This window comes from Jejuibacter sp. L23 (genome assembly GCF_050815825.1).
In the GTDB taxonomy this organism is placed as follows: domain Bacteria; phylum Pseudomonadota; class Gammaproteobacteria; order Enterobacterales; family Enterobacteriaceae; genus Jejubacter; species Jejubacter calystegiae.
The window spans coordinates 4,676,650-4,700,660 of sequence record NZ_CP138199.1; the positions used below are offsets into that span (position 1 = coordinate 4,676,650).

At 56.7% G+C, this 24,011-nt stretch carries 24 protein-coding genes; 13 read left to right on the plus strand and 11 right to left on the minus strand.

Annotation, left to right across the window (positions count from 1 at the left end):
• Positions 1 to 41 precede the first annotated feature (41 nt).
• From murA to mlaF, 7 genes are all read right to left on the minus strand, one after another.
• On the minus strand, positions 42 to 1,304 hold the full coding sequence (murA, locus tag SCU88_RS22280; RefSeq protein WP_175340830.1) for a UDP-N-acetylglucosamine 1-carboxyvinyltransferase: 1,263 nt from the start codon (positions 1,302 to 1,304) through the stop codon (positions 42 to 44).
• Between the two features lie 50 nt (positions 1,305 to 1,354).
• On the minus strand, positions 1,355 to 1,609 hold the full coding sequence (ibaG, locus tag SCU88_RS22285; RefSeq protein WP_138094235.1) for a BolA family iron metabolism protein IbaG: 255 nt from the start codon (positions 1,607 to 1,609) through the stop codon (positions 1,355 to 1,357).
• A gap of 121 nt (positions 1,610 to 1,730) precedes the next feature.
• The gene (gene mlaB / locus SCU88_RS22290) at positions 1,731 to 2,033 is read right to left on the minus strand and encodes a lipid asymmetry maintenance protein MlaB (RefSeq protein ID WP_138094237.1); all 303 of its coding nucleotides are present in this window, start codon (positions 2,031 to 2,033) and stop codon (positions 1,731 to 1,733) included.
• Positions 2,033 to 2,668 carry a phospholipid-binding protein MlaC gene (gene mlaC / locus SCU88_RS22295; RefSeq protein WP_138094239.1) on the minus strand — a complete coding sequence of 212 codons (636 nt, stop codon included), beginning with the start codon at positions 2,666 to 2,668 and terminating at the stop codon, positions 2,033 to 2,035. The genes mlaB and mlaC overlap by 1 nt, the downstream gene beginning before the upstream one ends.
• A gap of 17 nt (positions 2,669 to 2,685) precedes the next feature.
• Positions 2,686 to 3,237, minus strand: a complete 552-nt coding sequence (gene mlaD / locus SCU88_RS22300) for an outer membrane lipid asymmetry maintenance protein MlaD (protein ID WP_138094241.1) — start codon at positions 3,235 to 3,237, stop codon at positions 2,686 to 2,688.
• 4 nt (positions 3,238 to 3,241) lie between these two features.
• A complete protein-coding gene (gene mlaE / locus SCU88_RS22305; protein WP_138094243.1) occupies positions 3,242 to 4,024 on the minus strand; it encodes a lipid asymmetry maintenance ABC transporter permease subunit MlaE in 783 nt (260 codons plus the stop codon).
• Between the two features lie 7 nt (positions 4,025 to 4,031).
• Positions 4,032 to 4,844, minus strand: a complete 813-nt coding sequence (gene mlaF, locus SCU88_RS22310) for a phospholipid ABC transporter ATP-binding protein MlaF (protein ID WP_138094245.1) — start codon at positions 4,842 to 4,844, stop codon at positions 4,032 to 4,034.
• A 231-nt stretch (positions 4,845 to 5,075) separates the two neighbouring features.
• Here mlaF and SCU88_RS22315 point away from each other — a divergent pair, with 231 nt between their 5' ends.
• From SCU88_RS22315 to yrbL, 12 genes are all read left to right on the plus strand, one after another.
• The gene (locus tag SCU88_RS22315) at positions 5,076 to 6,053 is read left to right on the plus strand and encodes a calcium/sodium antiporter (RefSeq protein ID WP_138094248.1); all 978 of its coding nucleotides are present in this window, start codon (positions 5,076 to 5,078) and stop codon (positions 6,051 to 6,053) included.
• A gap of 12 nt (positions 6,054 to 6,065) precedes the next feature.
• Complete coding sequence (kdsD, locus tag SCU88_RS22320; protein ID WP_175340831.1) at positions 6,066 to 7,052, plus strand: arabinose-5-phosphate isomerase KdsD; 987 nt, start codon at positions 6,066 to 6,068, stop codon at positions 7,050 to 7,052.
• Positions 7,053 to 7,068: 16 nt separating this feature from the next.
• On the plus strand, positions 7,069 to 7,635 hold the full coding sequence (kdsC, locus tag SCU88_RS22325) for a 3-deoxy-manno-octulosonate-8-phosphatase KdsC (protein WP_138094252.1): 567 nt from the start codon (positions 7,069 to 7,071) through the stop codon (positions 7,633 to 7,635).
• Positions 7,632 to 8,216: an LPS export ABC transporter periplasmic protein LptC gene (lptC, locus tag SCU88_RS22330; RefSeq protein WP_175340832.1), complete on the plus strand. Its 585-nt coding sequence runs from the start codon at positions 7,632 to 7,634 to the stop codon at positions 8,214 to 8,216. The genes kdsC and lptC overlap by 4 nt, the downstream gene beginning before the upstream one ends.
• The gene (gene lptA / locus SCU88_RS22335) at positions 8,185 to 8,727 is read left to right on the plus strand and encodes a lipopolysaccharide ABC transporter substrate-binding protein LptA (RefSeq protein ID WP_138094256.1); all 543 of its coding nucleotides are present in this window, start codon (positions 8,185 to 8,187) and stop codon (positions 8,725 to 8,727) included. Before lptC ends, lptA begins: the two co-directional genes overlap by 32 nt.
• Before the next feature lie 6 nt (positions 8,728 to 8,733).
• Positions 8,734 to 9,459 carry an LPS export ABC transporter ATP-binding protein gene (gene lptB, locus SCU88_RS22340; protein WP_138094258.1) on the plus strand — a complete coding sequence of 242 codons (726 nt, stop codon included), beginning with the start codon at positions 8,734 to 8,736 and terminating at the stop codon, positions 9,457 to 9,459.
• An 81-nt stretch (positions 9,460 to 9,540) separates the two neighbouring features.
• A complete protein-coding gene (gene rpoN, locus SCU88_RS22345; protein WP_138094260.1) occupies positions 9,541 to 10,974 on the plus strand; it encodes an RNA polymerase factor sigma-54 in 1,434 nt (477 codons plus the stop codon).
• A 22-nt stretch (positions 10,975 to 10,996) separates the two neighbouring features.
• A complete protein-coding gene (hpf, locus tag SCU88_RS22350; protein ID WP_138094262.1) occupies positions 10,997 to 11,284 on the plus strand; it encodes a ribosome hibernation promoting factor in 288 nt (95 codons plus the stop codon).
• Between the two features lie 75 nt (positions 11,285 to 11,359).
• The gene (gene ptsN / locus SCU88_RS22355; RefSeq protein ID WP_138094265.1) at positions 11,360 to 11,845 is read left to right on the plus strand and encodes a PTS IIA-like nitrogen regulatory protein PtsN; all 486 of its coding nucleotides are present in this window, start codon (positions 11,360 to 11,362) and stop codon (positions 11,843 to 11,845) included.
• A gap of 66 nt (positions 11,846 to 11,911) precedes the next feature.
• Positions 11,912 to 12,766: an RNase adapter RapZ gene (gene rapZ / locus SCU88_RS22360; protein WP_138094267.1), complete on the plus strand. Its 855-nt coding sequence runs from the start codon at positions 11,912 to 11,914 to the stop codon at positions 12,764 to 12,766.
• Entirely contained in the window at positions 12,763 to 13,035 is a 273-nt protein-coding gene (npr, locus tag SCU88_RS22365) for a PTS phosphocarrier protein NPr (protein WP_138094269.1), read from the plus strand. The genes rapZ and npr overlap by 4 nt, the downstream gene beginning before the upstream one ends.
• A gap of 216 nt (positions 13,036 to 13,251) precedes the next feature.
• Entirely contained in the window at positions 13,252 to 13,896 is a 645-nt protein-coding gene (gene yrbL / locus SCU88_RS22370; protein WP_175340833.1) for a PhoP regulatory network protein YrbL, read from the plus strand.
• 14 nt (positions 13,897 to 13,910) lie between these two features.
• Here yrbL and mtgA read toward each other — a convergent pair whose 3' ends face one another.
• From mtgA to SCU88_RS22390, 4 genes are all read right to left on the minus strand, one after another.
• Positions 13,911 to 14,636: a monofunctional biosynthetic peptidoglycan transglycosylase gene (gene mtgA, locus SCU88_RS22375; protein ID WP_175340834.1), complete on the minus strand. Its 726-nt coding sequence runs from the start codon at positions 14,634 to 14,636 to the stop codon at positions 13,911 to 13,913.
• On the minus strand, positions 14,627 to 15,280 hold the full coding sequence (gene elbB / locus SCU88_RS22380) for an isoprenoid biosynthesis glyoxalase ElbB (RefSeq protein WP_138094275.1): 654 nt from the start codon (positions 15,278 to 15,280) through the stop codon (positions 14,627 to 14,629). The genes mtgA and elbB overlap by 10 nt, the downstream gene beginning before the upstream one ends.
• 230 nt (positions 15,281 to 15,510) lie before the next feature.
• On the minus strand, positions 15,511 to 17,862 hold the full coding sequence (arcB, locus tag SCU88_RS22385) for an aerobic respiration two-component sensor histidine kinase ArcB (RefSeq protein ID WP_175340835.1): 2,352 nt from the start codon (positions 17,860 to 17,862) through the stop codon (positions 15,511 to 15,513).
• Between the two features lie 77 nt (positions 17,863 to 17,939).
• Entirely contained in the window at positions 17,940 to 18,866 is a 927-nt protein-coding gene (locus SCU88_RS22390; protein WP_175340836.1) for a TIGR01212 family radical SAM protein, read from the minus strand.
• A 683-nt stretch (positions 18,867 to 19,549) separates the two neighbouring features.
• Between SCU88_RS22390 and gltB the strand changes: the two genes are divergently transcribed.
• The gene (gene gltB, locus SCU88_RS22395) at positions 19,550 to 24,007 is read left to right on the plus strand and encodes a glutamate synthase large subunit (RefSeq protein WP_175340837.1); all 4,458 of its coding nucleotides are present in this window, start codon (positions 19,550 to 19,552) and stop codon (positions 24,005 to 24,007) included.
• The last annotated feature ends 4 nt before the right edge of the window (positions 24,008 to 24,011 follow it).

Consider the following 24,011-nt stretch of genomic DNA (forward strand, 5'->3'; position numbering starts at 1 on the left):
CGGGGCCAATCAGGCCCCGTTTTTTGCTCTTATCTCAGCGATTATTCTTCGCCGGAGATGCGCTCGATTCTGGCGCCCAGCGCCTGCAGCTTATCTTCAATACGTTCATAGCCGCGATCGATATGGTAGATACGCTCCACCACCGTGGCACCTTCCGCAATACAGCCCGCCAGTACCAGGCTCGCAGAAGCGCGCAGGTCGGTCGCCATAACCTGAGCGCCGGACAGATGCTCAACGCCGTGACAAATCGCGGTATTGCTTTCGATCTCCGCGTGCGCGCCCATACGAATCAGCTCGGGAACGTGCATAAAGCGGTTTTCAAAGATGGTTTCGGTGATGACGCCAGTCCCTTCCGCTACCATATTCAGCAGCGTGAACTGGGCCTGCATATCGGTCGGGAATCCCGGATGCGGTGCAGTACGCACGTTTACCGCCTTCGGGCGCTTGCCGTGCATATCCAGACTTATCCAGTCATCACCGGTCTCAATATCGGCACCGGCATCACGCAATTTGGCCAGCACGGCATCGAGCGTGTGCGGGCAGGCATTGCGACACATCACCTTACCGCCGGAAACTGCCGCAGCCACCAGGAAGGTGCCGGTTTCAATGCGATCCGGCAGTACGCGCCATACGCCGCCGCCCAGTCGCTCTACCCCTTCAATGGTGATGCGATCGCTGCCCATGCCGCTGATCTTCGCGCCCAGTTCGTTCAGGAAGTTGGCGGTATCGACAATTTCCGGCTCCCGCGCCGCGTTTTCGATGACGGTAGTGCCTTCCGCCAGCGTCGCCGCAGTCATGATGGTCACGGTAGCGCCAACGCTTACCTTATCCATCACGATATGCGCCCCTTTCAGACGGCCATTAACCGATGCTTTAACGTAGCCCTCTTCCAGCTTGATCTCTGCGCCCAGTTGCTCCAGGCCGCTGATATGCAGATCCACAGGACGCGCGCCGATAGCACATCCTCCCGGCAGTGAGACCTGACCCTGACCAAAGCGTGCCACCAGCGGCCCCAGAGCCCAGATGGAAGCGCGCATGGTTTTAACCAGTTCATAAGGCGCACAGAAGATGTCGACCTTGCTGGCATCGATCCAGACAGAACCATTACGCTCCACTTTGGTGCCCAGCTGGCTGAGCAGCTTCATGGTGGTATCGATGTCCCTGAGTTTTGGAACATTCTGAATCTCCACCGGCTCTTCAGCCAGCAGAGCCGCGAACAAAATCGGCAGGGCCGCGTTTTTCGCTCCGGAAATCGCCACTTCGCCGCTCAACCGGGTCGGGCCCTGTACACGAAACTTATCCATTCAACAGTTCTCTATTATTCAATCTCTGCTACCGGCGCACTGCCCATAGCTTAAAAGCCGTTTAATTTACGGTCGCGTTCCCACTCCTGCGGGGTATAAGCCTTAATGGAGACCGCGTGAATGCGATTTTCGGCAATCAGCTCCATCAGCGGCGCATAAACAGCCTGCTGCTTCTTAACGCGACTCATATCGGCGAACAGGTCACCCACCGCGATAACCTGAAAGTGGCTGCCATCGCCAGAGACGTGGGCTTCCTGAAGGGGCAGTGCATTCATCAGCACTGTCTGAATTTCATGATTTTCCATGGGATCACTTCGTCGGATAGTAAAACAGCCCCACATCTTAGAGGAAAGTGGCGCACGCTTAAACAGGCAAAGCGGCCCGGATTGTAACAATCATCCGGGCCGCCAGGTAAAGTGCTGAAAATTAGAGGCCGTCTGTGGGAAAGGCGCCTGACGGCAAATTGTAGAGCCGGGCCAGGGTCTGCAGGCTGGGGCTAACGCCGCTAATCGTCACCGACTGACCAGAAGATGAGGCGAGAGCAACCAGATGCACCAGCAACGCCAGGCCTGCGGTATCTACCCGTTCCAACCCCTGCAACGCGATATACCGCAGGTCGCGGCTCACTTCAGCCCGTGCGTCCCACAGTGGACGCAGGGTCTGCTCCTCGAGTACGCCTTCCAGGTTCAGGGTCTCGCCCTGACGTGCCCAGCGTAGCGATGCGGACATTACTTTTTCTCGTCCAGGGTGATTTTCTGTTTAGAGATAGATTTCAGCTGTTCGGTCAGACCATCGATGCCTTTAGTGCGCAGCAGATCGCTCCATTCATTCTGTTTGGTGGTGATCATGCTGACGCCTTCGGCAATCATGTCGTAGGCCTGCCAGTTGCCGCTCTGGGTGTTCTTACGCCACTGGAAGTCCAGTCGTACCGGCGGACGACCGTTGGGATCGATGATAGTAACGCGAATCGGCACTATGGTGGCGTCGCCCAACGGCTTTTCGGGAGCGACCTGGTAAGTCTGGCCGTGATACATCGCCAGCGCCTGGCCGTAGGCCTGTTTCAGATATTCGCGGAAAGCAGCGAAGTAGGCTTCGCGCTGCGCCGGAGTCGCCTCTTTATAGTAACGACCCAGCACCAGGGCACCGGCATATTTTACCTGCACGTAGGGCAGCAGTTCCTGATCGACCACGTCGCGCAGATGGTCCGGGTTCTGACGAATCTGCGGCTGTTCGCGTTTCAGACGATCGAAGGTTTTTTTCGCCGCTTCGTTCATCACCTGATAAGGATTGGACATATCCGCGGCTACCGCTGTTGCCAGCGGCGCAATCACCAGCATAGCGACCATTAACATACGTTTAATCATATGAATTTTCTCCTGAATTACTTCGTCGTGCCGGGTTGCGGCTGTGTTCCATTATCTCCGGCCGCGGCCTTATCGCCATCGCCCGGGTTCTTATTATCGTCGCTGTTGCTCTTGTACAGGAACTGACCGATCAGATCCTCCAGCACCATCGCCGACTTGGTGTCCTGAATGGTATCACCATCCTTAAGAATAGCGGTTCCCAGCTCTGGATCCTCGAAGCCGATATTCATCGCCAGGTACTGCTCTCCCAGAAGCCCGGAGGTGCGGATCGCCAGCGAGCTGGTATCCGGAATATGGTTATAACGCTGTTCGATGTCCATCGCTACCCGCGGCAGATAGCTCTTCGGGTCAAGGGAGATATCGTGCACCCGGCCAATAGTCACCCCGCCGATACGAATAGGCGAGCGCTCCTTCAGACCACCGATATTATCGAAGGTCGCATACAGACGATAAGTTGGCTCGCTGTTCAGCGCGGTGACGTTAGCCACCTTCAGACACAGGAAAATGGCGGCCACCAGCGCTATCAACAAAAACGCGCCGACCCAGATTTCAGATTTCTTGGTTTGCATTCACTTAATTCCCAAACATCAGTGCCGTCAGCACAAAATCCAGACCCAGCACCGCCAGCGACGCATGCACGACGGTACGCGTGGTTGCCCGACTAATTCCCGCGGAGGTCGGCACCGCATCATAGCCGTTAAACAGCGCTATCCAGCTTACGGTTACGGCGAACACTACGCTCTTAATCACGCAGTTCACCAGATCCATACGCCAGTCAACCGCATTCTGCATGGCGGACCAGAAGAAGCCGGCGTCGATGCCTTTCCAGGTCACGCCCACCAGCGCGCCGCCCAGAATCCCGACGGCGACAAAAATCACCGATAGCAGCGGCAGCGAAATCATACCGGCCCAGAAGCGCGGCGAAACGACCCTGCGCAGCGGATCCACCGCCATCATCTCCATACTGGAAAGCTGCTCGGTGGCCTTCATCAGGCCGATCTCCGCCGTCAGGGCGGAGCCCGCACGCCCGGCAAACAACAGCGCCGTCACCACCGGCCCCAGCTCCCGCAGCAGCGATAGCGCCACCATCATGCCAAGACTGGTTTCCGCACTGTAGGTGGTCAGCACCAGATAGCCCTGGAGCCCCAGCACCATCCCGATAAACAGCCCGGAAACGATGATAATCATCAGCGACAGTACGCCAACGTTATAGAGTTGCTTAACCAACAGTGGGGCGTGTTTACGGAATTCCGGCTTGCCCACCAGCGCGTTAAACAACATTAACCCGGCACGCCCGAACGCGGCGCAGGTCGCTATCCCACGACGGCCGAACGACGCCAGTGCATTTAGAAGCATGAGTGGCTCAACTCCCTGTTCCTGTTAGATCGTGTTGGTAGTCCCCGGCGGGGTAGCGGAACGGAACCGGACCGTCGGCGATGCCGTCCAGGAACTGGCGCACCCGGGGATCCTGATTATCCGCAAGCGACTGGGGCGAGCCTTCAGCCACCACCCGACGATCCGCGATAATCCAGGCGTGATCCGCGATGCTCAGCACCTCTGGCACGTCGTGGGAAACCACAATACAGGTGACACCCAGCGAGCTGTTCAGCTCGGAGATCAGCTTCACCAGCACTCCCATGGTAATGGGATCCTGACCGACAAAAGGCTCATCGAACATGATCAGATCCGGCTCAAGCGCGATAGCGCGCGCCAGTGCTGCACGGCGCGCCATACCGCCGGACAGTTCGGAAGGCATCAGCGACGCCGCGCCCCGCAGTCCTACCGCCTCCAGCTTCATCATCACCGTGCTATGCAGCAGCGGCTCCGGCAGCCGGGTATGCTCGCGCAGCGGCCAGGCCACGTTTTCAAATACGGTGAGATCGGTAAAGAGCGCCCCGGACTGGAACAGCATACTCATCCGTTTGCGCACCTGGTAAAGCCGCGAGCGTGACATGGCGGGTATGTTTTCTCCGTCGAAGAGAATCTCCCCGGTATCCGGCGGGATCTGGCCGCCGATCAGGCGCAACAGCGTCGTTTTACCGATGCCTGAAGGGCCCATAATCGCCGAGATCTTGCCCCGGGGTACCGAGAGCGTAATCTCGTCAAAGATACGCCGCTCCCCTCTCGAGAAGCTGACTCCCCGAACCTCGACCAGATTCGTCTGCGTCTGGCTCATCAATTGAGTTCCTGTTTACCGCATAAGATTCGCTCTGTGGCAGAGCATTCATCAAAACCCCGCATTCTTACAGAAGAATAACGCGCCGGGTTAGCTAAAGCTGGCATTTGTTTTACTTTTTCCCTTCTAAAAGTCAAAATTAAGAATTAAACGCAACTAACACAGAACTGTATGCGCGCCCGGGGTTTCCAGCCAATGGACCGGCGATTATACCTTCCTTGAGGATTCTGCATGCTTTTAGCTACGGCTCTGTTAATCATCGGGTTACTTCTGGTTGTTTATGGCGCAGACCGGCTGGTATTTGCCGCGTCGATTCTTGGCCAGAGCCTGGGCGTTCCACCTCTGATTATTGGTCTGACCGTAGTCAGTATCGGTACTTCCCTGCCAGAAATTATTGTTTCGGCGGCGGCGGGGCTGCATGGCCAGTTGGATCTGGCAGTAGGAACGGCGCTTGGCTCTAATATCACCAATATTCTGCTGATACTGGGTCTGGGCGCGTTACTGCACCCCTTTACCGTACATTCCGATATTCTGCGCCGCGAGTTACCCTTAATGTTGGCGCTCAGCGTTCTGTGCGGCTTTTTGCTGTATGACGGCAACCTGAGCCGACTGGATGGCGTGATATTGCTGGCAACCGCCGTGCTTTATCTGCTGTTTACCGTTAAGATTGCCCGTCTCGCCCAACGTCAGGGTAATGATAGCCTGACCAATGAGCAAATGCTGGAATTACCGCGCGGCGTAAGCCAGCCGGTCGCGTTTCTCTGGCTGGGCGTTGCGCTGCTGATTATGCCGGTGGCCACCCGAATGGTGATCGATAACGCCACCGTGCTGGCTAACGCCTTTTCAGTGAGCGAGCTGCTGCCAGGCCTGACGATCATCTCCGTTGGCACCAGTTTGCCTGAGCTGGCGACGGTGATTGCTGGCGCACGTAAAGGCGAGGACGATATCGCCATCGGTAATATTATTGGCGCTAACATTTTTAATATCGCCATCGTGCTTGGGCTGCCGGCGCTGCTCTCGCCTGGCGCCTTTGACCCGCAGGCTATAGTTCGGGACTATGGTCTGATGCTGGTGGTCAGCGTACTTTTTGCTCTGCTGTGCTGGCGTAAGACGCGCCATATCGGACGCACGGTAGGCGCCCTGTTAACCTGTGGATTTTTAATATGGATGACGGTGCTGTTTATCACGGCTCCTCGTCTCGTTGAATAACTGGAAAAGATTATGTCGCAGATTGCTATACCGCCCGGTTTCGACTTTCAGCAAGCGGGTAAAGAGGTGCTGGAGATCGAACGTGAAGGGATTAATCAACTGACGCAGTATATCAATGAGGACTTCTCGCGCGCCTGCGAAATGATTTTCCACTGCCCCGGCAAAGTCGTGGTCATGGGCATGGGGAAATCGGGCCATATTGGCCGCAAGATGGCAGCCACCTTCGCCAGTACCGGCACACCTTCCTTCTTTGTGCATCCCGGTGAGGCCAGCCACGGCGATCTGGGCATGGTAACGGCGCAGGATGTCGTTATCGCCATCTCCAACTCCGGCGAATCCAGCGAGATTCTGGCGCTGATCCCGGTGCTGAAGCGCCTGCGGGTACCGCTGATCTGCATCTCTGGCCGCCCGGAAAGCGCCATGGGGCGCGCCGCCGACGTCCATCTGTGCATTACAGTTCCCCAGGAGGCCTGTCCGCTGGGACTGGCGCCGACCACCAGCACGACCGCAACACTGGTCATGGGCGATGCCCTGGCTGTAGCGCTGCTGAAAGCCCGCGGTTTTACCGCCGAAGATTTCGCGCTCTCCCACCCCGGCGGCGCGCTGGGGCGCAAACTGCTGCTACGGGTTAACGACATTATGCACACCGGCGATGAAATTCCCCGCGTCAGTAAAGAGGCGACACTACGCGACGCGCTGCTGGAGATCACTCGCAAAAATCTGGGGATGACGGTTGTCTGCGACGACGATATGACCATTGAAGGCATCTTCACCGACGGCGACCTGCGCCGGGTATTCGACACCGGCGTCGATCTCTATCAGCTCCATATCACCGATGTGATGACCTCAGGCGGTATTCGCGTACGTCCGGATATTCTGGCCGTCGATGCACTCAACCTGATGCAGAGCCGCCATATCACCTCGGTGATGGTTGCCGATGGCGACAAACTACGCGGTGTGTTACATATGCATGACTTACTGCGCGCTGGCGTAGTGTAAAGAAGGATAAGCGGTAATGAGCAACCAGGAAGCAATGCTTGCCACCTGTTATGGTCCGGTAAGCTCGCAGGTCATGAATCGGGCGCAGAATATTCGCCTGCTGATTCTCGATGTCGACGGCGTGATGTCCGACGGCCTGATCTATATGGGCAACAACGGCGAAGAGCTAAAAGCCTTTAACGTGCGTGACGGTTACGGCATTCGCTGCGCCCTGACCTCCGATATCGAGGTGGCGATCATCACCGGACGCGATGCGAAGCTGCTTGAGGATCGCTGTAAAACGCTCGGTATTACACATCTTTACCAGGGGCAGTCAGATAAACGGCTGGCCTTTCAGGAGCTGTTGCATAAACTCTCATTAACAGCCGATCGGGTAGCATATATCGGCGATGATCTTATCGACTGGCCGGTCATGGCTGAAGTGGGGCTGAGCGTCGCCGTTGCCGATGCCCATCCGCTGCTGCTGCCGCGAGCAGATTATGTGACCCGCATTGCAGGCGGCCGCGGCGCGGTACGCGAAGTGTGCGATCTGCTACTGCTGGCGCAGGGCAAGCTGGAGGAGGCTAAAGGGCAATCCCTATGAGTAAGCTGAAACGTTGGGTCATTATCGGGCTGGCCATTGTGGCACTGGTACTGATCGGCATTAATCTGACCGACCTCGACGATGCTGCGCCTGAAGCCGTGAACAGTAACGAGCCGACCTACAAGAGCGAGCACTCCGACACCGTCGTTTACAACCCTCAGGGGGCGTTGAACTATCGACTGGTCGCTCAGCACGTGGAATATTTCTCCGCAGAAGAGCTTTCGTGGTTTACTCTGCCAGTGATGACCGTTTATGACGCCAACGACGCAAATAAGACCGCCACCTGGTCAGTTCGCGCCGATCGCGCCAAACTGACTAAAGATCGTATGCTGTATTTGTACGGAAATGTGGTGGTAACCGCGCTGGCGCCAGATTCGCAATTGCGTAGAATCACCACCGATAATGCCCAGGTGAACCTTGTGACACAGGATGTTACTTCTGATGACCTCGTCACGCTGTACGGGACCACATTTAATTCCAAAGGCCTGAAAATGCGCGGAAACCTGCGCAGCAAAACTGCCGAGCTGATTGAAAAGGTTAGATCCTCATATGAAATCCAGAATAAACAAACACAGCCTTAATCTCCTGCTGGCCGGTACGCTTTTTGCCGCAGCGCTCCCGGCCTTTGCAGTTACCGGTGACACCGATAAGCCGATCCATATCGAATCCGACCAGCAGTCGCTGGATATGGAAGGCAACGTGGTGACCTTTACCGGCAACGTGGTGGTGACTCAGGGCACGATCAAGGTGAACGCCGACAAAGTGGTGGTGACCCGCCCGGGCGGCGAAAAAGGTAGAGAGGTGGTGGAAGCCTATGGTAAACCTGCCACTTTCTACCAGATGCAGGACAACGGCAAACCGGTGAAAGGGCACGGCAGCAAGATGCGCTACGAGCTTCAGAATGATTATGTCATCCTGACCGGTAATGCATACCTGGAGCAGCTCGACAGCAACATCAAGGGCGATAAGATCACCTATCTCGTAAAAGAGCAGAAAATGCAGGCTTCCAGTGAGAAAGGCAAACGCGTGACAACCGTTCTGGTACCGTCACAGCTTCAGGATAAAAACAATTCCGGTCAGAAGAGTAACTAATTTCGTATGGCAACACTCACTGCAAAGAATCTCGCCAAGGCCTATAAGGGCCGAAAGGTGGTAGAAGATGTCAGCCTGACCGTGGAGTCCGGTGAAATCGTCGGTCTGCTTGGCCCTAACGGCGCCGGTAAGACCACAACCTTCTACATGGTGGTGGGCATCGTCCCGCGCGATGCCGGTAACATCATCATCGACGATGAAGACATCAGTCTGCTGCCGCTGCACGCCCGCGCCCGCCGCGGCATCGGCTATCTGCCTCAGGAAGCGTCCATTTTTCGGCGCCTGAGCGTCTTCGACAACCTGATGGCGGTGCTGCAAATTCGCGACGATCTATCGGCGGAACAGCGTACCGATCGCGCCAACGAGCTGATGGAAGAGTTCCACATCGAGCACCTGCGCGATAACCTGGGTCAATCCCTCTCCGGTGGGGAACGTCGACGGGTCGAAATCGCCCGCGCGCTGGCGGCTAATCCCAAATTTATCCTGCTGGATGAGCCCTTCGCAGGGGTCGATCCCATCTCGGTTATCGACATCAAACGCATTATCGAACACCTGCGCGACAGCGGTCTTGGGGTGCTTATCACCGACCATAACGTTCGCGAGACGCTGGCCGTCTGCGAACGCGCTTATATCGTCAGCCAGGGGCACCTGATTGCCCATGGTACGCCTGATGAGATCCTCAAGGACGACCAGGTGAAACGCGTGTATCTTGGGGAAGAGTTCAGACTCTGATAGGGTAAGGACTGGATGCCGCACGCCCCTATGAGTGCGCGGTTTCATCGAAACATTGACCTGAGGTAGCTTGTTCTGAACATGAAGCAAGGTTTGCAATTAAAGCTGAGCCAACAGCTTGCCATGACGCCCCAGCTGCAACAGGCCATCCGCCTGCTGCAGCTCTCCACGCTGGAACTCCAGCAGGAGCTTAACCAGGCGCTGGAAAGCAATCCCCTGCTTGAACAGAGCGACCCCCTTGACGAAGTCGCGACCACCGAAAGCAGCGACAGCGAAACGCTCGACAGCCGGGATGCGCTGGAACAAGACTCCATGCCCGAAGAGCTGCCGCTTGATGCCAGCTGGGACGAGATCTATACCGCAGGCACCCCCTCCGGTACCGGCACTGACTATGTCGACGACGAACTGCCCATCTACCAGGGCGAAACCACCCAGTCCCTTCAGGACTACCTGATGTGGCAGGTTGAGCTAACTCCTTTCTCCGACACCGATATCGCCATCGCGACCTCTATTGTCGACGCCGTCGACGACACCGGCTACCTCACCATCACAGTCCAGGACATTCTGGACGGCATGGGCGATGAAGAGGTGACCCAGGAAGAGGTCGAGGCGGTACTCAAACGCATTCAGCGCTTCGATCCGGTTGGCGTGGCTGCCCGCGATTTGCGGGAATGTCTGTTGATCCAGCTTTCTCAGTTCGCGCCCGAAACCCCGCGCCTGAATGAGGCGCATCAGATCGTCAACGATCATCTCGATCTGCTGGCCAATCATGATTTTCGCTCGCTGATGCGCGTTACGCGCCTTAAAGAGGAGGTGCTGAAAGAATCCGTCGGGCTAATTCAGTCCCTCGATCCACGCCCAGGCCAGTCGATTCAGACCAGCGAGCCGGAATACGTTATCCCTGACGTGCTGGTCCGTAAGCACCAGGGACGCTGGGTTGTGGAACTTAACGGCGACAGTATTCCGCGCCTGAAGATTAATCAGCAATATGCGGCAATGGGGACCAGCGCCCGTAACGACAGCGACAGCCAGTTTATCCGCAGTAATCTGCAGGAAGCGAAGTGGCTGATTAAGAGTCTGGAGAGCCGTAACGACACCCTGCTACGCGTCAGCCGCTGTATTGTGGAACAGCAGCAGGCCTTTTTCGAACATGGTGAAGAGCATATGAAACCCATGGTGCTGGCCGATATCGCCCAGGCCGTTGATATGCACGAATCCACCATCTCACGCGTCACCACTCAAAAATACCTCCAGAGTCCAGGAGGTATTTTTGAGCTCAAGTATTTCTTCTCCAGCCACGTGAGCACCGAAGGCGGCGGCGAAGCCTCCTCTACGGCTATCCGGGCGTTGGTGAAGAAATTAATCGCTGCGGAGAATCCCGCCAAGCCACTGAGCGACAGTAAGCTCACCGCCATGCTCTCCGACCAGGGGATTATGGTGGCGCGCCGAACCGTTGCGAAGTACCGAGAGTCTTTATCGATTCCTCCGTCTAACCAGCGTAAACAACTGGTCTGACTCAACAGATAAGGAAGACACTATGCAGCTCAACATCACTGGACAAAACGTCGAAATCACCGATGCATTGCGCGATTTTATCAATCCAAAATTCGCCAAGCTGGAGCAGTATTTTGATAGGATCAATCAGGTCTATATTGTGTTGAAAGTGGAAAAGGTTTCCCACGTCGCGGAAGCGACGCTGCACGTCAACGGCGGAGAGCTGCACGCCAGCGCGGAAGCTCAGGATATGTACGCGGCCATTGATGGCCTGATCGACAAGCTGGCGCGGCAGTTAACCAAACATAAAGATAAACTGAAACAACACTAATTGTCCGGGCGTTTCTGTGACCCGTGCGGCTCGCCATTGCGGCGGGCCGTTCCCGCAGAAGGCTTAGGTGAAATTATGATGAACAATGATTTAGCGCTGCAACTGAGCAATGTCCTTAACCAGGAGTGTACCCGAAGCGGCGTCCCGTGCCAGAGTAAAAAGCGGGCGCTGGAGGTAGTCAGCGAGCTGGCTGCCAAACAGTTGGGGTTGGCTCCCCAGCTCGTGTTTGAGGCTGTACTGACCCGGGAGAAAATGGGGAGTACCGGTATCGGTAACGGTATCGCCATCCCCCACGGTAAGCTGGAAGAGGATACCGAACGCGCCGTGGGCGTCTTTATTAAGCTGGAGACCCCCATCGCCTTCGATGCTATCGATAATCAGCCGGTGGATTTGCTGTTCGCGCTGCTGGTGCCGGCGGACCAGACCAAAACGCATCTGCATACGCTGTCTCTGGTAGCTAAACGGCTGGCGGACAAAACTATCTGCCGTCGGCTGCGAGCGGCGCAAAGCGATGAAGAGCTTTATCAGATCATCACTGAAGAAAACCTGGATGTTGAATAATAAACATTCCGGCAGGAATCACGGCCGCGTAGCAACGCGGTCGATTAATGGGGGGAGAGACTGCACATGGTGCTGATGATTGTCAGCGGCCGTTCAGGTTCAGGGAAGTCCGTGGCACTGCGCGCGCTGGAAGACATGGGCTTTTACTGCGTCGATAACCTGCCGGTCGTGCTACTGCCGGAACTGGCGAATACGCTGGCTGAGCGCGGTATTTCGGCGGCGGTCAGTATCGACGTCCGTAATATGCCGGAATCGCCGGAAATCTTTGAACGGGCAATGGACAGTCTGCCTAAAGCCTTTTCGCCGCAGTTGCTGTTCCTGGATGCCGATCGCAATACCCTGATTCGCCGCTACAGCGATACCCGACGCCTGCATCCGCTATCCAGCAAAAACCTGTCGCTGGAAAGCGCTATCGACCGTGAAAGCGACCTACTGGAGCCGCTGCGTTCCCGGGCCGACCTCATTATCGATACCTCGGAAATGTCGGTACACGAACTGGCGGAGATGCTCCGTACCCGGCTGCTGGGCAAGCGGGAACGCGAGCTGACCATGGTCTTCGAATCCTTCGGCTTTAAGCACGGTATTCCCATCGACGCCGATTACGTCTTCGACGTGCGCTTCCTGCCGAACCCGCACTGGGATCCCAAACTGCGCCCGATGACCGGTCTGGACAAGCCTGTTGCCGCCTTCCTGGACCGGCACACCGAGGTGCACAACTTTATCTATCAGACCCGCAGCTACCTTGAGCTCTGGCTCCCTATGCTGGAGACCAACAATCGTAGCTATCTGACTGTCGCCATCGGTTGTACCGGGGGTAAGCACCGTTCGGTCTACGTTGCCGAACAGCTGGCGGACTATTTCCGCTCCCGCGGCAAGAATGTGCAGTCGCGCCACCGAACCCTGGAAAAGCGTAAAACATGACCGTCAGACAAACCGTTGAAATCACTAACCGACTGGGCATGCACGCCCGGCCGGCGATGAAGCTATTCGAACTGGTACAGAGCTTTGATGCCGAAGTTCTGCTGCGTAACGAGGGCGGCATCGAGGCGGAAGCCAGCAGCGTTATCGCCCTGTTGATGCTGGACTCCGCTCAGGGAGGCCACATCGAAATCGAAGCCAGCGGCCCCCAGGAGCAGGAGGCGTTAAGTGCCGTTATCGCGCTGTTTAACGCCGGTTTTGACGAAGAGTAACCCCTTCCCCGACTTTCACATCTCTTGCGAATAAACCTGATTCAGATCAAGCCAACCTGATGTTGGCTTTGCTGTTTGTGCCCCTGCTTCTATCATCAGATTAATCCTAACTTCGGCTTAAGGTTTTATTAAGAAAACCACTGCCGTTGAGTCTTTATTTAAGTTCAACGTTCATACTATCAACCGTGTTACTAAATTCGAAACGGGAAGGTTTCCATGGCTGACAGCGTAGTTCGACTCTCTGATGTAGCCCCTTTAGGGACGGGCCGTCATCGTAAATGCTATCTGCATCCTGGCAACCCTGACCGCTGCATCAAGATTGTCTACAACCAGGAGAGCGGCGGCGATAAAGAGTTGCTGCGCGAGTTGGGATATTATGCTCATTTGGGGCGTCGTCTGAAAGACTGGTCAGGTCTGCCAGCCTATCACGGTACCATTGAAACCGATCTCGGCACCGGCTACATCTACGACATCATCAAAGATTACGACGGTCATACCTCTGTCTCTCTGGACGAATTTGCCCGCCAGTGCAGGGAGAACGGCGATCTGAGACTGCTGCGCCAGACGCTGCTCCAGTTGAAGCGCTGGCTCGCCGAGCACCGCATCGTCACCATGAACCTGAAGCCGCAGAACATTCTGTGCCGCCGCCTTAGCCCCACAGAGGTCATGCCGGTGGTGGTGGATAATATCGGGGAAGCCTCCTTACTGCCGCTGGCAACATGGTCACGCTGGTTCTGCCACCGCAAACAGGCACGCCAGTGGCAGCGCTTTATGGCCCACCCGCTGTTTGAGGGGCTCGATCAGGCGCCACTGCCCCAGCGGGTTCCTCCCCGCTTTACACCCAGCCACGGCGCAGGTTAATCATCTCCGGCTGCTTAATGCAGCCGGTGTTGTTTCAGGAATCCTTCCCCGCCTAACTGACGCATCTGTCGCATAATCCACTGCTGACGAGACAGAACATAGCCGGTTGGCGCATCAGCGCGATAGCGAATCGGATTCGGCAGAACCGCGGCCAGCAGCGCCGCCTCTGAAAACGTCAAACGGCTGGCGGGCTTGTTGAAAAAGTGACGCGAAGCCGCCTCAACGCCGAAAATGCCCGGGCCGAACTCCGCAATATTCAGGTAGACCGTCAAAATCCGACGCTTGGTCCAGGCCAGCTCAATCCCGGCCGTCAGGCCAGCCTCCAGCCCCTTACGCACCCAGCTACGACCATCCCACAGAAACAGGTTCTTGGCTGTCTGCTGCGAAAGGGTTGAAGCGCCGCGCGGCCGTCCCCCGCTCTCTTCCAGCGCCTTCTGAATCGATCCCACATCGAATCCCCAGTGTTCAGGGAATGTCTGATCTTCTGCCGCAATCACCGACAGCGCCATCCAGGGGGATATTTCATCCATCCCCACCCAGTCGGAGTGAGCAACGTAGCTGAAATCGCCGGAAAACCAGGCGCTAAGCTGACGTTCCGCCATCACAGCGGAAAAGGGAACCGGAAGCACGCCAAACAGCGCAATACCGCCCGCCCAGAATGCGACCACCACCACGATCGCCCCCAACAGCCAGCGTTTTAATCGGGCAAGCGGCCCGCCGCGTCGCTTCTTTACTGGCACAGGAGCAGAACCCTCGCGACCAGTTTCTCAATACCGTCTGCAGCCTCATCAATACGGCTGGCCAGCATATAAGCCGGTGTGGTCACCACCTTCTGTTCTTCATCGACCACAATATCTTCTACCGGACAGGGCACGTGCTCGCCCCCCATAGCCTCAATCGCTTCGGCGGTATCGGCATCGGTACCAATAGTCAGGCGCAGCGGCGCCGGAATAATTTTCGGTAACAGCGCCGGAGCGATACAAATAAAACCCAGCGGTTTCCCGGCCTGGTGACAGTCGCGGGCAATACGTAGCAGTTCAGGATCGAGGGTACAATTGCTTCCTTCACTGGCAAAATTACTGAGATTTTTTGCGGCGCCGAAGCCACCAGGGACAATCAGCGCATCCAGATCCTGGGCCCGGGCTTCGTTCAAAGGGCGGATTTCGCCGCGAACGATGCGCGCCGCTTCAATCAGGACATTGCGGCTTTCCGCCATCGGCTCGCCGGTCAGATGATTGATAACGTCTGCTTGAGTTTTATCGGGGGCAAAACAAACCGCCTGTGCGCCCGCACGGGCTATCGCCAACAGCGTTATCACCGCCTCGTGGATCTCCGAGCCGTCATAAACGCCACAGCCACAAAGAATTACGCCAATTTTTTTCATATCATTAGTCCTTTTTCTTAATCGGAAAATGGCAATAAAATTTTTTGATTAGGACGCTATACTTCACATATTTTACTGATTCAGGTAACAAAACCATTAAGGTTTGCTATCTTATTGCCTGTGCAGCACTACTCTCCCGGCGTCGCTATCCATGAATCAAACTAATAGCCAGCGGCGCCTCGTTTTCCCTGGTGTTGGCGCAGACTTCGCGCACCCCGGCCTGGCCGGGGTCATTTTTTTCTGGTCTCCGCTACCCAGAAGCGTAGAGCCTCAACGTCCTGGCGCCACTCCTGCTTAAGCTCTTCAACCCAGTCGCCGACGTTATCCCACCAGGCGGGGAGCTCCGGCGACTGGATCTGCTGGCCCAGTTGCTGCAGGTGGCGCAGCCCTACCGAACCGGCGGCGCCTTTAATTTTATGCCCCTCTTCGACAATCCCCTTCTGGTCGCGGGCCGTCAGGTTAGATTCCAGAACGCTCAGGTAACCGGGCATCATCTTTTCAAACATATCCAGCCCGTCCAGAATTACCTTCTCTCCCACCAGCTCCAGGTACTGCTCCAGCATCGGCAGGTCAAACAGAGTCTGATGCTTATCTTTATCACTCACGCCGCTTTGCGCCTCCTTCCCGTTTTCGCCCTGAGGTACGCAGCCATCCCAGAATTTCTTAATCATGGCGGTCAGCGCCGGTACCGCCAGCGGTTTGCTAAGTACATCGTCCATCCCGGCATCCTGATACTCTTTTTTATCCTTCAGCACGTTAGCCGTCAGCGCCACCAGAGGCGGTAGCTGGTCAGCACGATAGCGTCGATGCAGTTCTCTGGAGATATCCAGCCCGCTCATATCCGGCAGCTGAATATCCAGCAGTACCAGATCGAACTCATCGGGCTGGAACAGGGTCAACGCTTCGTTACCGGTCATGGCAACCTCAACGCTGTTGCCCATTTTTTCCAGTACCGAGCGGGCAACAATCACGTTCAGCTCAATATCTTCCACCAGCAGCACATGCAATGCAGGCAGCGGCATATCGTCCTGCTCCAGCGCGTCTTCCACCTCTTCCGCTACCTGAGGCGCCTGAATGGTCAGCACAAAGGTCGAGCCCTGACCCGGCTGGCTGCTAACGGTAATATCGCCGCCCATGCTTTTCGCCAGCCGTCGCGAGACCGCCAGGCCGATACCGGTACCGGTGGCGGGTTTTCCGCCCTGGCTGTCCTTCACCTGGTAGTACATGGCGAAGATTTTATCCTGCTCTTCCTGAGGAATACCGATACCGGAATCCTCAACTTCAAAGCGCAGCATATCGCCCTCGTCGTAGCGAATCCGTACCGTTACCCGTCCCTCACGGGTAAATTTCACCGCATTGCTGATAAGATTCCACAGGATCTGACGCAGACGAGTGCCATCGGTAATCACCTGATGAGGCAGCGGCAGCGTCGGCTCCATTACGAAGCGCAACCCCTTCTGCTGGGCCTGCAGCGCCGAAAGGTTCTCCAGCTCGCCCAGGAAGCTGGTGAAATCCACCGGCTGGTTATCAAGCTGTACCTTGCGACGCTCGATCTTATCCATATCGATAATATCGTTGAAGATATTGCCCAGCGTCACGGCGGAGACATGGATAGTCTTCAGGTATTTCTCCTGCTCCGGCGTCAGTTCGGTGTCCAGCAGTATGCGGCTTAAGCCGACAATGCCATTCAGCGGGGTACGCAATTCGTGGCTGATGGTGGAGATAAAGGTGGTCTTGTCACGGCTGGCGCGTTCCAGCGCTTCCTGATAGCGCTTACGCTCGGTGATATCGCGGCCAAACCCCATCAGGCCATGGCGCTTACCGACCCGATCGTAATAGGGCACCTTACGGATCTCGAAGCAGGCCTTGCGCCCGTCCGGGTAGTCCAGCCACTGCTCATAGGTCAGGGAGACATTGTGACGAAATACCTTCTCATCGGTTTCGATAACTTTGGCTGCGGCTTCATCGTTGTACACCTCGTGAGGTTTCTGGCCGATAAGCTGCTTCTCGCTTTTGCCGGTCAGCAGCTCCATGGCCCGGTTGCAGCCGGAAAACTCTTTGTCTTCATTGCGATAGAACACCAGATCCGGGGAAGCATCAAGGAAAGAACGCAGGAAAGAGGATTGCTGCTCAAGGCGAATCTGGGTCTCTTCGCGCTCCTTCATTTCGACCTTTAGCTTTTCCAGCATGGTATGACGTTCGGCTTCCGCCTTTTCGCGCTCGGCAATCTCCTGATTCAGCTGGGTGATATTGTCCTTAAGCTGGACGTTAAGCATCAGATCGCGCTCGCGCATCTCCTCCAGCTTTTCCACCAGCCGACTGAGCCGCTGTCGCGACTCTTCCAGTTGCTCAACCACCACCGACAGGAAATAGACTGCCCAGGGGGTGATCAGCAGACCGAAAAAGATCGAGCGGATAACGTCAATGCTCTCTACCTGGCCGCGCAGCAGCATGGTGACCGCCATTTGCACTACCATCGCCAGCACCACCAGCGCCAGGGCCAACAGCAGGGAGAAGCGGACCAGGCCCAGCTTCATCATCAGGTCGACATAATACTGCGCCAGTTTCCGGATTTGCTTCATCAGGGATTCCTTAGCTGCGTTTGAATCTCAATCATACCGGAAAAATAGCGCAATATTGACAGCAGGTTAACGTCCCGTTACTCCGGAGAGCGCCAGGGACGCCCCAGCGCCGATCCCTGTGGGCCGTGGGCCCGTAGCCAGCGATCGACCTCCAGCATGCCGGACCAGCGATTTTCACACCATAGCGGCGCCAGCAGCGTGGGGCGGCGAGCGCTGGCCGAAACCCGATGCCAGACAATCTCCGGTGGGGTATGGCGAATCATCTCCCCGGCGATGGCGCCATATTCTGTGAGTTCGGGAGGCGTTAATCGACCGGCCCGCCAGGCCTTCGCCATAATACTGCCTTCAACGATATGTAATGGATGCAGTTTAATCCCGTCGACGCCAGTCTCCGCCACCTTTTCGAGCGTTTGCAGACAGGCCTGTTGGCCCTCGCCGGGTAGCCCGACAATCAGATGGCAGCACACCTTCATACCGCGCGCTCTGGCGCGTCGGGTCGTCTCCTGATAACAGGCAAAATCATGGCCGCGATTGATACGGTGCAAGGTTTTGTCGTGAGCGCTCTGTAGCCCCAGCTCCAACCAGACCTCATAGCCCTGTTCCCGGTAGTCGCTCAGCAAATCCAGCACGCTTTCCGGCACACAGTCTGGTCGCGTGCCAACACACAGCCCCACCACCTCCGCCCGGGCGACCGCCTGCTGGTACATTTTTCTTAACACTTCCACTTCCGCAAAGGTGCTGGTGTAAGCCTGAAAATAGGCAAGCCAGCGCCGAGCCCGATCCAGCTTGTCAGACTGCGTGTCCAGTTGCTCGCGGATAGATAGGTACTGCTGACTCTCATCGGCAAACGAGGCGACATTACAAAACGTGCAGCCCCCGCGCCCCAGGGTGCCATCCCGATTAGGACAGTTGAAGCCACCATGCAGCGCCAGCTTATGAACCTTTTCGCCGTAGCGGCGGCGAAGATCGCCGCCAAACATATTGACTAATTCCTGTAACTGCATAATCTGTCTGACCGGCCCGTGAAAAAAGGGGGCCAGCCTGCCATTATCCTTACCCTCTGGCGATGACCTGGATCAAGCGTCTGCGGGGGGATTTCTTCATATGCATATCCATTCACTATTACTGCAACTTTACCCGCAACCCAGCCAATAACTTATCCTTATATTTTCCCCTGTCTGGTTAAATTATTTATTCGGCCCCTAAAACAGTCATATAGATTGCATTTACAATGAAAACTGGTGAAAAAATCTGGAATTAAGTCTGACAGCAGCATTCATCGATATTGAAGGGCTGATAATTTAGTGAGAGGGATCACAGAAAGCCCAGCGCGGGTATTGGTCAGATTGCAGATTGAAACACCATAAAATCATTTAAATACATAAAGATAACAACAACCGACACGCTTTTTTGATAAATAAGTTTGCCATTTGACCTGTGTTCGCTTTCCCGATAAGTTGGAATTTCGCTGGAAGCTTTCTCGATGGGGGTCTCCCCATCATATTTATGCAGTAATTGAGATTCCCTCTTAAGCAAGTCCTCAACACTTGTGCCACCGCTGCGAAGGTCTGAAGGAGGGCGAATTCGGGTCAGGCGTGAATCACGCGCAACTCGTCGCCACAGCCCCTTCTGCGCCCAAAAGCAAACGGTATCGGGAATCTCGCAGAGCCTGGGGAGGTTCACTGATATGTTGTACGATAAATCCTTAGAGAAGGATAACTGTGGTTTTGGCCTGATCGCCCACATAGAAGGCGAACCCAGCCACAAAGTAGTGCGTACCGCTATCCACGCACTGGCCCGCATGCAGCACCGCGGCGCCATTCTTGCCGATGGTAAAACCGGCGATGGCTGCGGCCTGCTGTTACAGAAACCCGACCGTTTTTTCCGCCTGGTGGCCGAAGAGCGGGGCTGGCGTCTTGCCAAAAATTACGCGGTTGGCATGATTTTCTTAAGCAAGGACGACGCCATCGCGCGCGCCTGCCGCGAGATCGTTGAAGAGGAGCTGCGCCAGGAAACCCTGTCTATCGTCGGCTGGCGCGACGTGCCAACCAACGACGATGTACTCGGTGAAATCGCCCTCTCCTCCCTGCCCCGCATTGAGCAAATTTTTGTTAACGCCCCGGCGGGCTGGCGCCCACGCGATATGGAGCGCCGTCTGTTCATCGCCCGCCGCCGCATTGAAAAACGCATTCAGGATCAGGATTTCTACGTCTGTAGCCTGTCCAATCTGGTGAACATCTATAAAGGTCTGTGTATGCCGGCGGATCTGCCGCGCTTCTACCTGGACCTGGCCGATCTGCGCCTGGAATCCTCCATCTGCCTGTTTCACCAGCGCTTCTCCACTAATACCGTGCCGCGCTGGCCGCTGGCTCAGCCTTTCCGCTATCTGGCGCACAACGGTGAAATCAATACTATTACCGGTAACCGCCAGTGGGCCCGGGCTCGCACCTATAAGTTTAAGACCCCGCTGATTCCCGATCTGCAGGATGCCGCGCCTTTCGTTAACGAAACCGGATCCGACTCCAGCTCGCTGGATAACATGCTGGAGCTGCTGTTAAGCGGCGGTATGGATATTGTCCGCGCCATGCGTCTGCTGGTACCGCCGGCCTGGCAGAACAACCCGGATATGGATCCTGAACTGCGCGCCTTCTTCGACTTTAACTCCATGCATATGGAGCCCTGGGACGGCCCGGCGGGTATCGTTCTGTCCGACGGTCGCTTCGCGGCCTGTAGTCTGGACCGCAACGGCCTGCGCCCGGCGCGCTACGTCATCACCAAAGATAAGCTAATCACCTGCGCCTCGGAAGTGGGGATCTGGGACTATCAGCCCGATGAAGTGGTGGAAAAAGGGCGCGTCGGCCCTGGTGAACTGATGGTGATCGACACCCGTAGCGGGCAGATCCTGCACTCGGCGCAAACCGATGACGAGCTTAAGGGACGTCACCCTTACAAAGCCTGGATGGACCAGTACGTTCAGCGCCTGGTGCCCTTCGAAGAGCTGTCTGACGACCAGGTCGGCGTGCGTGAAATGGACGACACTCTGCTGTCGAGCTATCAGAAGCAGTTTAACTACAGCGGCGAAGAGCTGGACTCGGTGATCCGCGTTCTGGGCGAAAATGGCCAGGAGGCGACCGGATCCATGGGGGACGATACTCCCTTCGCCGTGCTCTCCAGCCAGCCGCGTATTATTTATGACTACTTCCGTCAGCAGTTCGCTCAGGTGACCAACCCGCCTATCGATCCGCTGCGCGAAGCCCATGTGATGTCACTGGCCACCAATATCGGTCGTGAGATGAACGTCTTCTGCGAAGCGGAAGGCCAGGCGCACCGCCTGAGCTTTAAGTCGCCGATCCTGCTGTGGTCTGACTTCCGTCAGCTCACCACCTTCGACGAAGAGTACTATCGCGCCGATACCCTGGATATCACTTACGATGCCAGCCAGACCGGCCTGGAAACCACTATTCAGACGCTGTGTGACGAAGCCGAACGCATGGTGCATAACGGTACCGTGCTACTGGTGCTCTCTGACCGCAATATCGCCAAAGATCGTCTGCCGGTTCCGGCGCCGATGGCGGTGGGAGCCATTCAGCGTCGCCTGATCGAGAAAAACCTGCGCTGCGACGCCAACATCATCGTCGAGACGGCCAGCGCCCGCGATCCGCACCACTTCGCGGTATTGCTCGGCTTTGGCGCCACGGCTATCTACCCGTATCTGGCCTATGAAACCCTGGCCCGTATGGTAGACAGCGGCACCATCAGCAAGTCCTGGCGCGAAGTGATGCTTAACTACCGGAACGGCATCAATAAAGGTCTGTACAAGATCATGTCCAAGATGGGGATTTCCACCATCGCTTCCTACCGCTGCGCCCAGTTGTTCGAAGCCGTGGGGCTGCACCAGGATCTGTGCGATCTCTGTTTCCCCGGCGTGGTTACCCGCATCGGCGGCGCCAGCTTTAGCGACTTCCAGCAGGATCTGCTGAACCTGTCGAAGCGCGCCTGGCTGGCCCGTAAGCCGCTGAGCCAGGGCGGGCTGCTGAAATACGTACACGGCGGCGAATACCATGCCTATAACCCGGATGTGGTCCGTACCCTGCAACAAGCGGTACAGAGTGGCGACTACCGGGACTATCAGGCCTACGCGAAGCTGGTTAACGAACGTCCTGTCGCGGCGCTGCGCGATCTGCTGGCGCTGAACCCGCAGGGCGAAGCCATCTCCGTAGACGCGGTCGAGCCCGCCAGCGAGCTGTTTAAACGCTTCGACACCGCGGCGATGTCCATCGGCGCCCTCAGCCCGGAAGCCCACGAGTCACTGGCCGAAGCGATGAATAGCATCGGCGGCTTCTCTAACTCTGGCGAAGGCGGCGAAGATCCGGCGCGCTATGGCACCAACAAAGTATCACGCATCAAGCAGGTTGCTTCGGGACGCTTTGGCGTAACCCCGGCCTACCTGAGCAGCGCCGACGTGATTCAGATTAAAGTGGCCCAGGGCGCCAAGCCGGGCGAAGGCGGACAGTTGCCCGGCGATAAGGTTACCCCTTATATTGCCAAACTGCGCTATTCAGTCCCCGGCGTGACCCTGATTTCACCGCCGCCGCACCATGATATCTACTCCATCGAGGATCTGGCGCAGTTGATCTTTGACCTTAAGCAGGTCAATCCGCAGGCGATGATCTCGGTGAAGCTGGTCTCCGAACCTGGCGTAGGCACCATCGCCACCGGCGTGGCCAAAGCCTATGCTGACCTCATCACCATTGCCGGTTACGACGGCGGTACCGGCGCCAGCCCTCTGACCTCGGTAAAATATGCCGGTTGTCCGTGGGAGCTGGGACTGGTCGAAACGCAGCAGGCGCTGGTGGCCAACGGCCTGCGTCACAAGATCCGCCTTCAGGTCGATGGCGGTCTGAAAACCGGGCTCGACATCATTAAAGCCGCTATCCTGGGTGCGGAAAGTTTCGGCTTCGGTACCGGACCTATGGTGGCGCTGGGCTGTAAATATCTGCGTATCTGCCACCTGAACAACTGCGCGACCGGTGTAGCAACCCAGGACGAAAAGCTGCGTAAGAACCATTACCACGGCCTGCCGTTCAAGGTAACCAACTACTTTGACTTCATCGCCCGGGAAACCCGCGAGCTGATGGCGTGGCTTGGCGTGAAGCGTCTGGTGGATCTGATTGGCCGCACCGATCTGCTGAAAGAGCTGGATGGCTTCACTGCGAAACAGCAGAAGCTGGATCTCTCTAAGCTGCTGGAGACCGCCGAGCCCCAGGCAGGCAAAGCGCTCCACTGCACCGAGAACAACCCGTCGTTCGATAACGGCGAGCTGAACGCCCAGTTGCTGAAGCAGGCGCAGCCCTTTGTCGATGAGAAACAGAGCAAAACCTTCTGGTTCGACATTCGCAACACCGATCGTTCAGTAGGCGCCGCGCTCTCGGGCTATATCGCCAGCCAGCACGGCGACCAGGGTCTGGCAGGCGATCCGATCCGCGCCCACTTTAGCGGTACCGCAGGCCAGAGCTTCGGGGTCTGGAACGCGGGCGGCGTTGAGCTGTTCCTGACCGGGGATGCCAACGACTACGTCGGTAAAGGCATGGCTGGCGGACTGATCGCGGTACGTCCGCCGGTCGGCTCCTCGTTCCACAGCCATGAAGCCAGCATCATCGGTAATACTTGTCTGTACGGCGCCACCGGCGGACGGCTGTTTGCCGCTGGCCGCGCGGGTGAGCGTTTTGCAGTACGTAACTCCGGGGCGCTCACCGTGGTGGAAGGTATCGGCGATAACGGCTGTGAATACATGACCGGCGGCGTGGTCTGCATCCTCGGCAAAACCGGGGTCAACTTCGGCGCAGGCATGACCGGCGGCTTTGCCTATGTACTGGATGACGACGGTGAATTCCGTAAGCGTGTCAACCCGGAGCTGGTGGAGGTGCTGCAGGTGGACGAACTGCCGATTCACGAAGAGCACCTGCGTGGGCTGATTACCGAGCACGTGCAGCACACCGGCTCGTCACGCGCAGAGGCGATCCTGGCCGACTGGTCGGAATTTGCCTCTAAATTCGCGCTGGTGAAGCCGAAGTCCAGCGATGTTAAAGCATTATTGGGTCACCGTAGCCGAACCGCCGCCGAGTTGCGGGTGCAGGCGCAGTAAGGGG

Bases quoted from the DNA above. Each gene is read 5' to 3' on its own strand.
- murA (WP_175340830.1), bottom strand. From the start codon at position 1,304: ATGGATAAGTTTCGTGTACAGGGCCCGACCCGGTTGAGCGGCGAAGTG.
- ibaG (WP_138094235.1), bottom strand. From the start codon at position 1,609: ATGGAAAATCATGAAATTCAGACAGTGCTGATGAATGCACTGCCCCTT.
- mlaB (WP_138094237.1), bottom strand. From the start codon at position 2,033: ATGTCCGCATCGCTACGCTGGGCACGTCAGGGCGAGACCCTGAACCTG.
- mlaC (WP_138094239.1), bottom strand. From the start codon at position 2,668: ATGATTAAACGTATGTTAATGGTCGCTATGCTGGTGATTGCGCCGCTG.
- mlaD (WP_138094241.1), bottom strand. From the start codon at position 3,237: ATGCAAACCAAGAAATCTGAAATCTGGGTCGGCGCGTTTTTGTTGATA.
- mlaE (WP_138094243.1), bottom strand. From the start codon at position 4,024: ATGCTTCTAAATGCACTGGCGTCGTTCGGCCGTCGTGGGATAGCGACC.
- mlaF (WP_138094245.1), bottom strand. From the start codon at position 4,844: ATGAGCCAGACGCAGACGAATCTGGTCGAGGTTCGGGGAGTCAGCTTC.
- SCU88_RS22315 (WP_138094248.1), top strand. From the start codon at position 5,076: ATGCTTTTAGCTACGGCTCTGTTAATCATCGGGTTACTTCTGGTTGTT.
- kdsD (WP_175340831.1), top strand. From the start codon at position 6,066: ATGTCGCAGATTGCTATACCGCCCGGTTTCGACTTTCAGCAAGCGGGT.
- kdsC (WP_138094252.1), top strand. From the start codon at position 7,069: ATGAGCAACCAGGAAGCAATGCTTGCCACCTGTTATGGTCCGGTAAGC.
- lptC (WP_175340832.1), top strand. From the start codon at position 7,632: ATGAGTAAGCTGAAACGTTGGGTCATTATCGGGCTGGCCATTGTGGCA.
- lptA (WP_138094256.1), top strand. From the start codon at position 8,185: ATGAAATCCAGAATAAACAAACACAGCCTTAATCTCCTGCTGGCCGGT.
- lptB (WP_138094258.1), top strand. From the start codon at position 8,734: ATGGCAACACTCACTGCAAAGAATCTCGCCAAGGCCTATAAGGGCCGA.
- rpoN (WP_138094260.1), top strand. From the start codon at position 9,541: ATGAAGCAAGGTTTGCAATTAAAGCTGAGCCAACAGCTTGCCATGACG.
- hpf (WP_138094262.1), top strand. From the start codon at position 10,997: ATGCAGCTCAACATCACTGGACAAAACGTCGAAATCACCGATGCATTG.
- ptsN (WP_138094265.1), top strand. From the start codon at position 11,360: ATGATGAACAATGATTTAGCGCTGCAACTGAGCAATGTCCTTAACCAG.
- rapZ (WP_138094267.1), top strand. From the start codon at position 11,912: ATGGTGCTGATGATTGTCAGCGGCCGTTCAGGTTCAGGGAAGTCCGTG.
- npr (WP_138094269.1), top strand. From the start codon at position 12,763: ATGACCGTCAGACAAACCGTTGAAATCACTAACCGACTGGGCATGCAC.
- yrbL (WP_175340833.1), top strand. From the start codon at position 13,252: ATGGCTGACAGCGTAGTTCGACTCTCTGATGTAGCCCCTTTAGGGACG.
- elbB (WP_138094275.1), bottom strand. From the start codon at position 15,280: ATGAAAAAAATTGGCGTAATTCTTTGTGGCTGTGGCGTTTATGACGGC.
- arcB (WP_175340835.1), bottom strand. From the start codon at position 17,862: ATGAAGCAAATCCGGAAACTGGCGCAGTATTATGTCGACCTGATGATG.
- SCU88_RS22390 (WP_175340836.1), bottom strand. From the start codon at position 18,866: ATGCAGTTACAGGAATTAGTCAATATGTTTGGCGGCGATCTTCGCCGC.
- gltB (WP_175340837.1), top strand. From the start codon at position 19,550: ATGTTGTACGATAAATCCTTAGAGAAGGATAACTGTGGTTTTGGCCTG.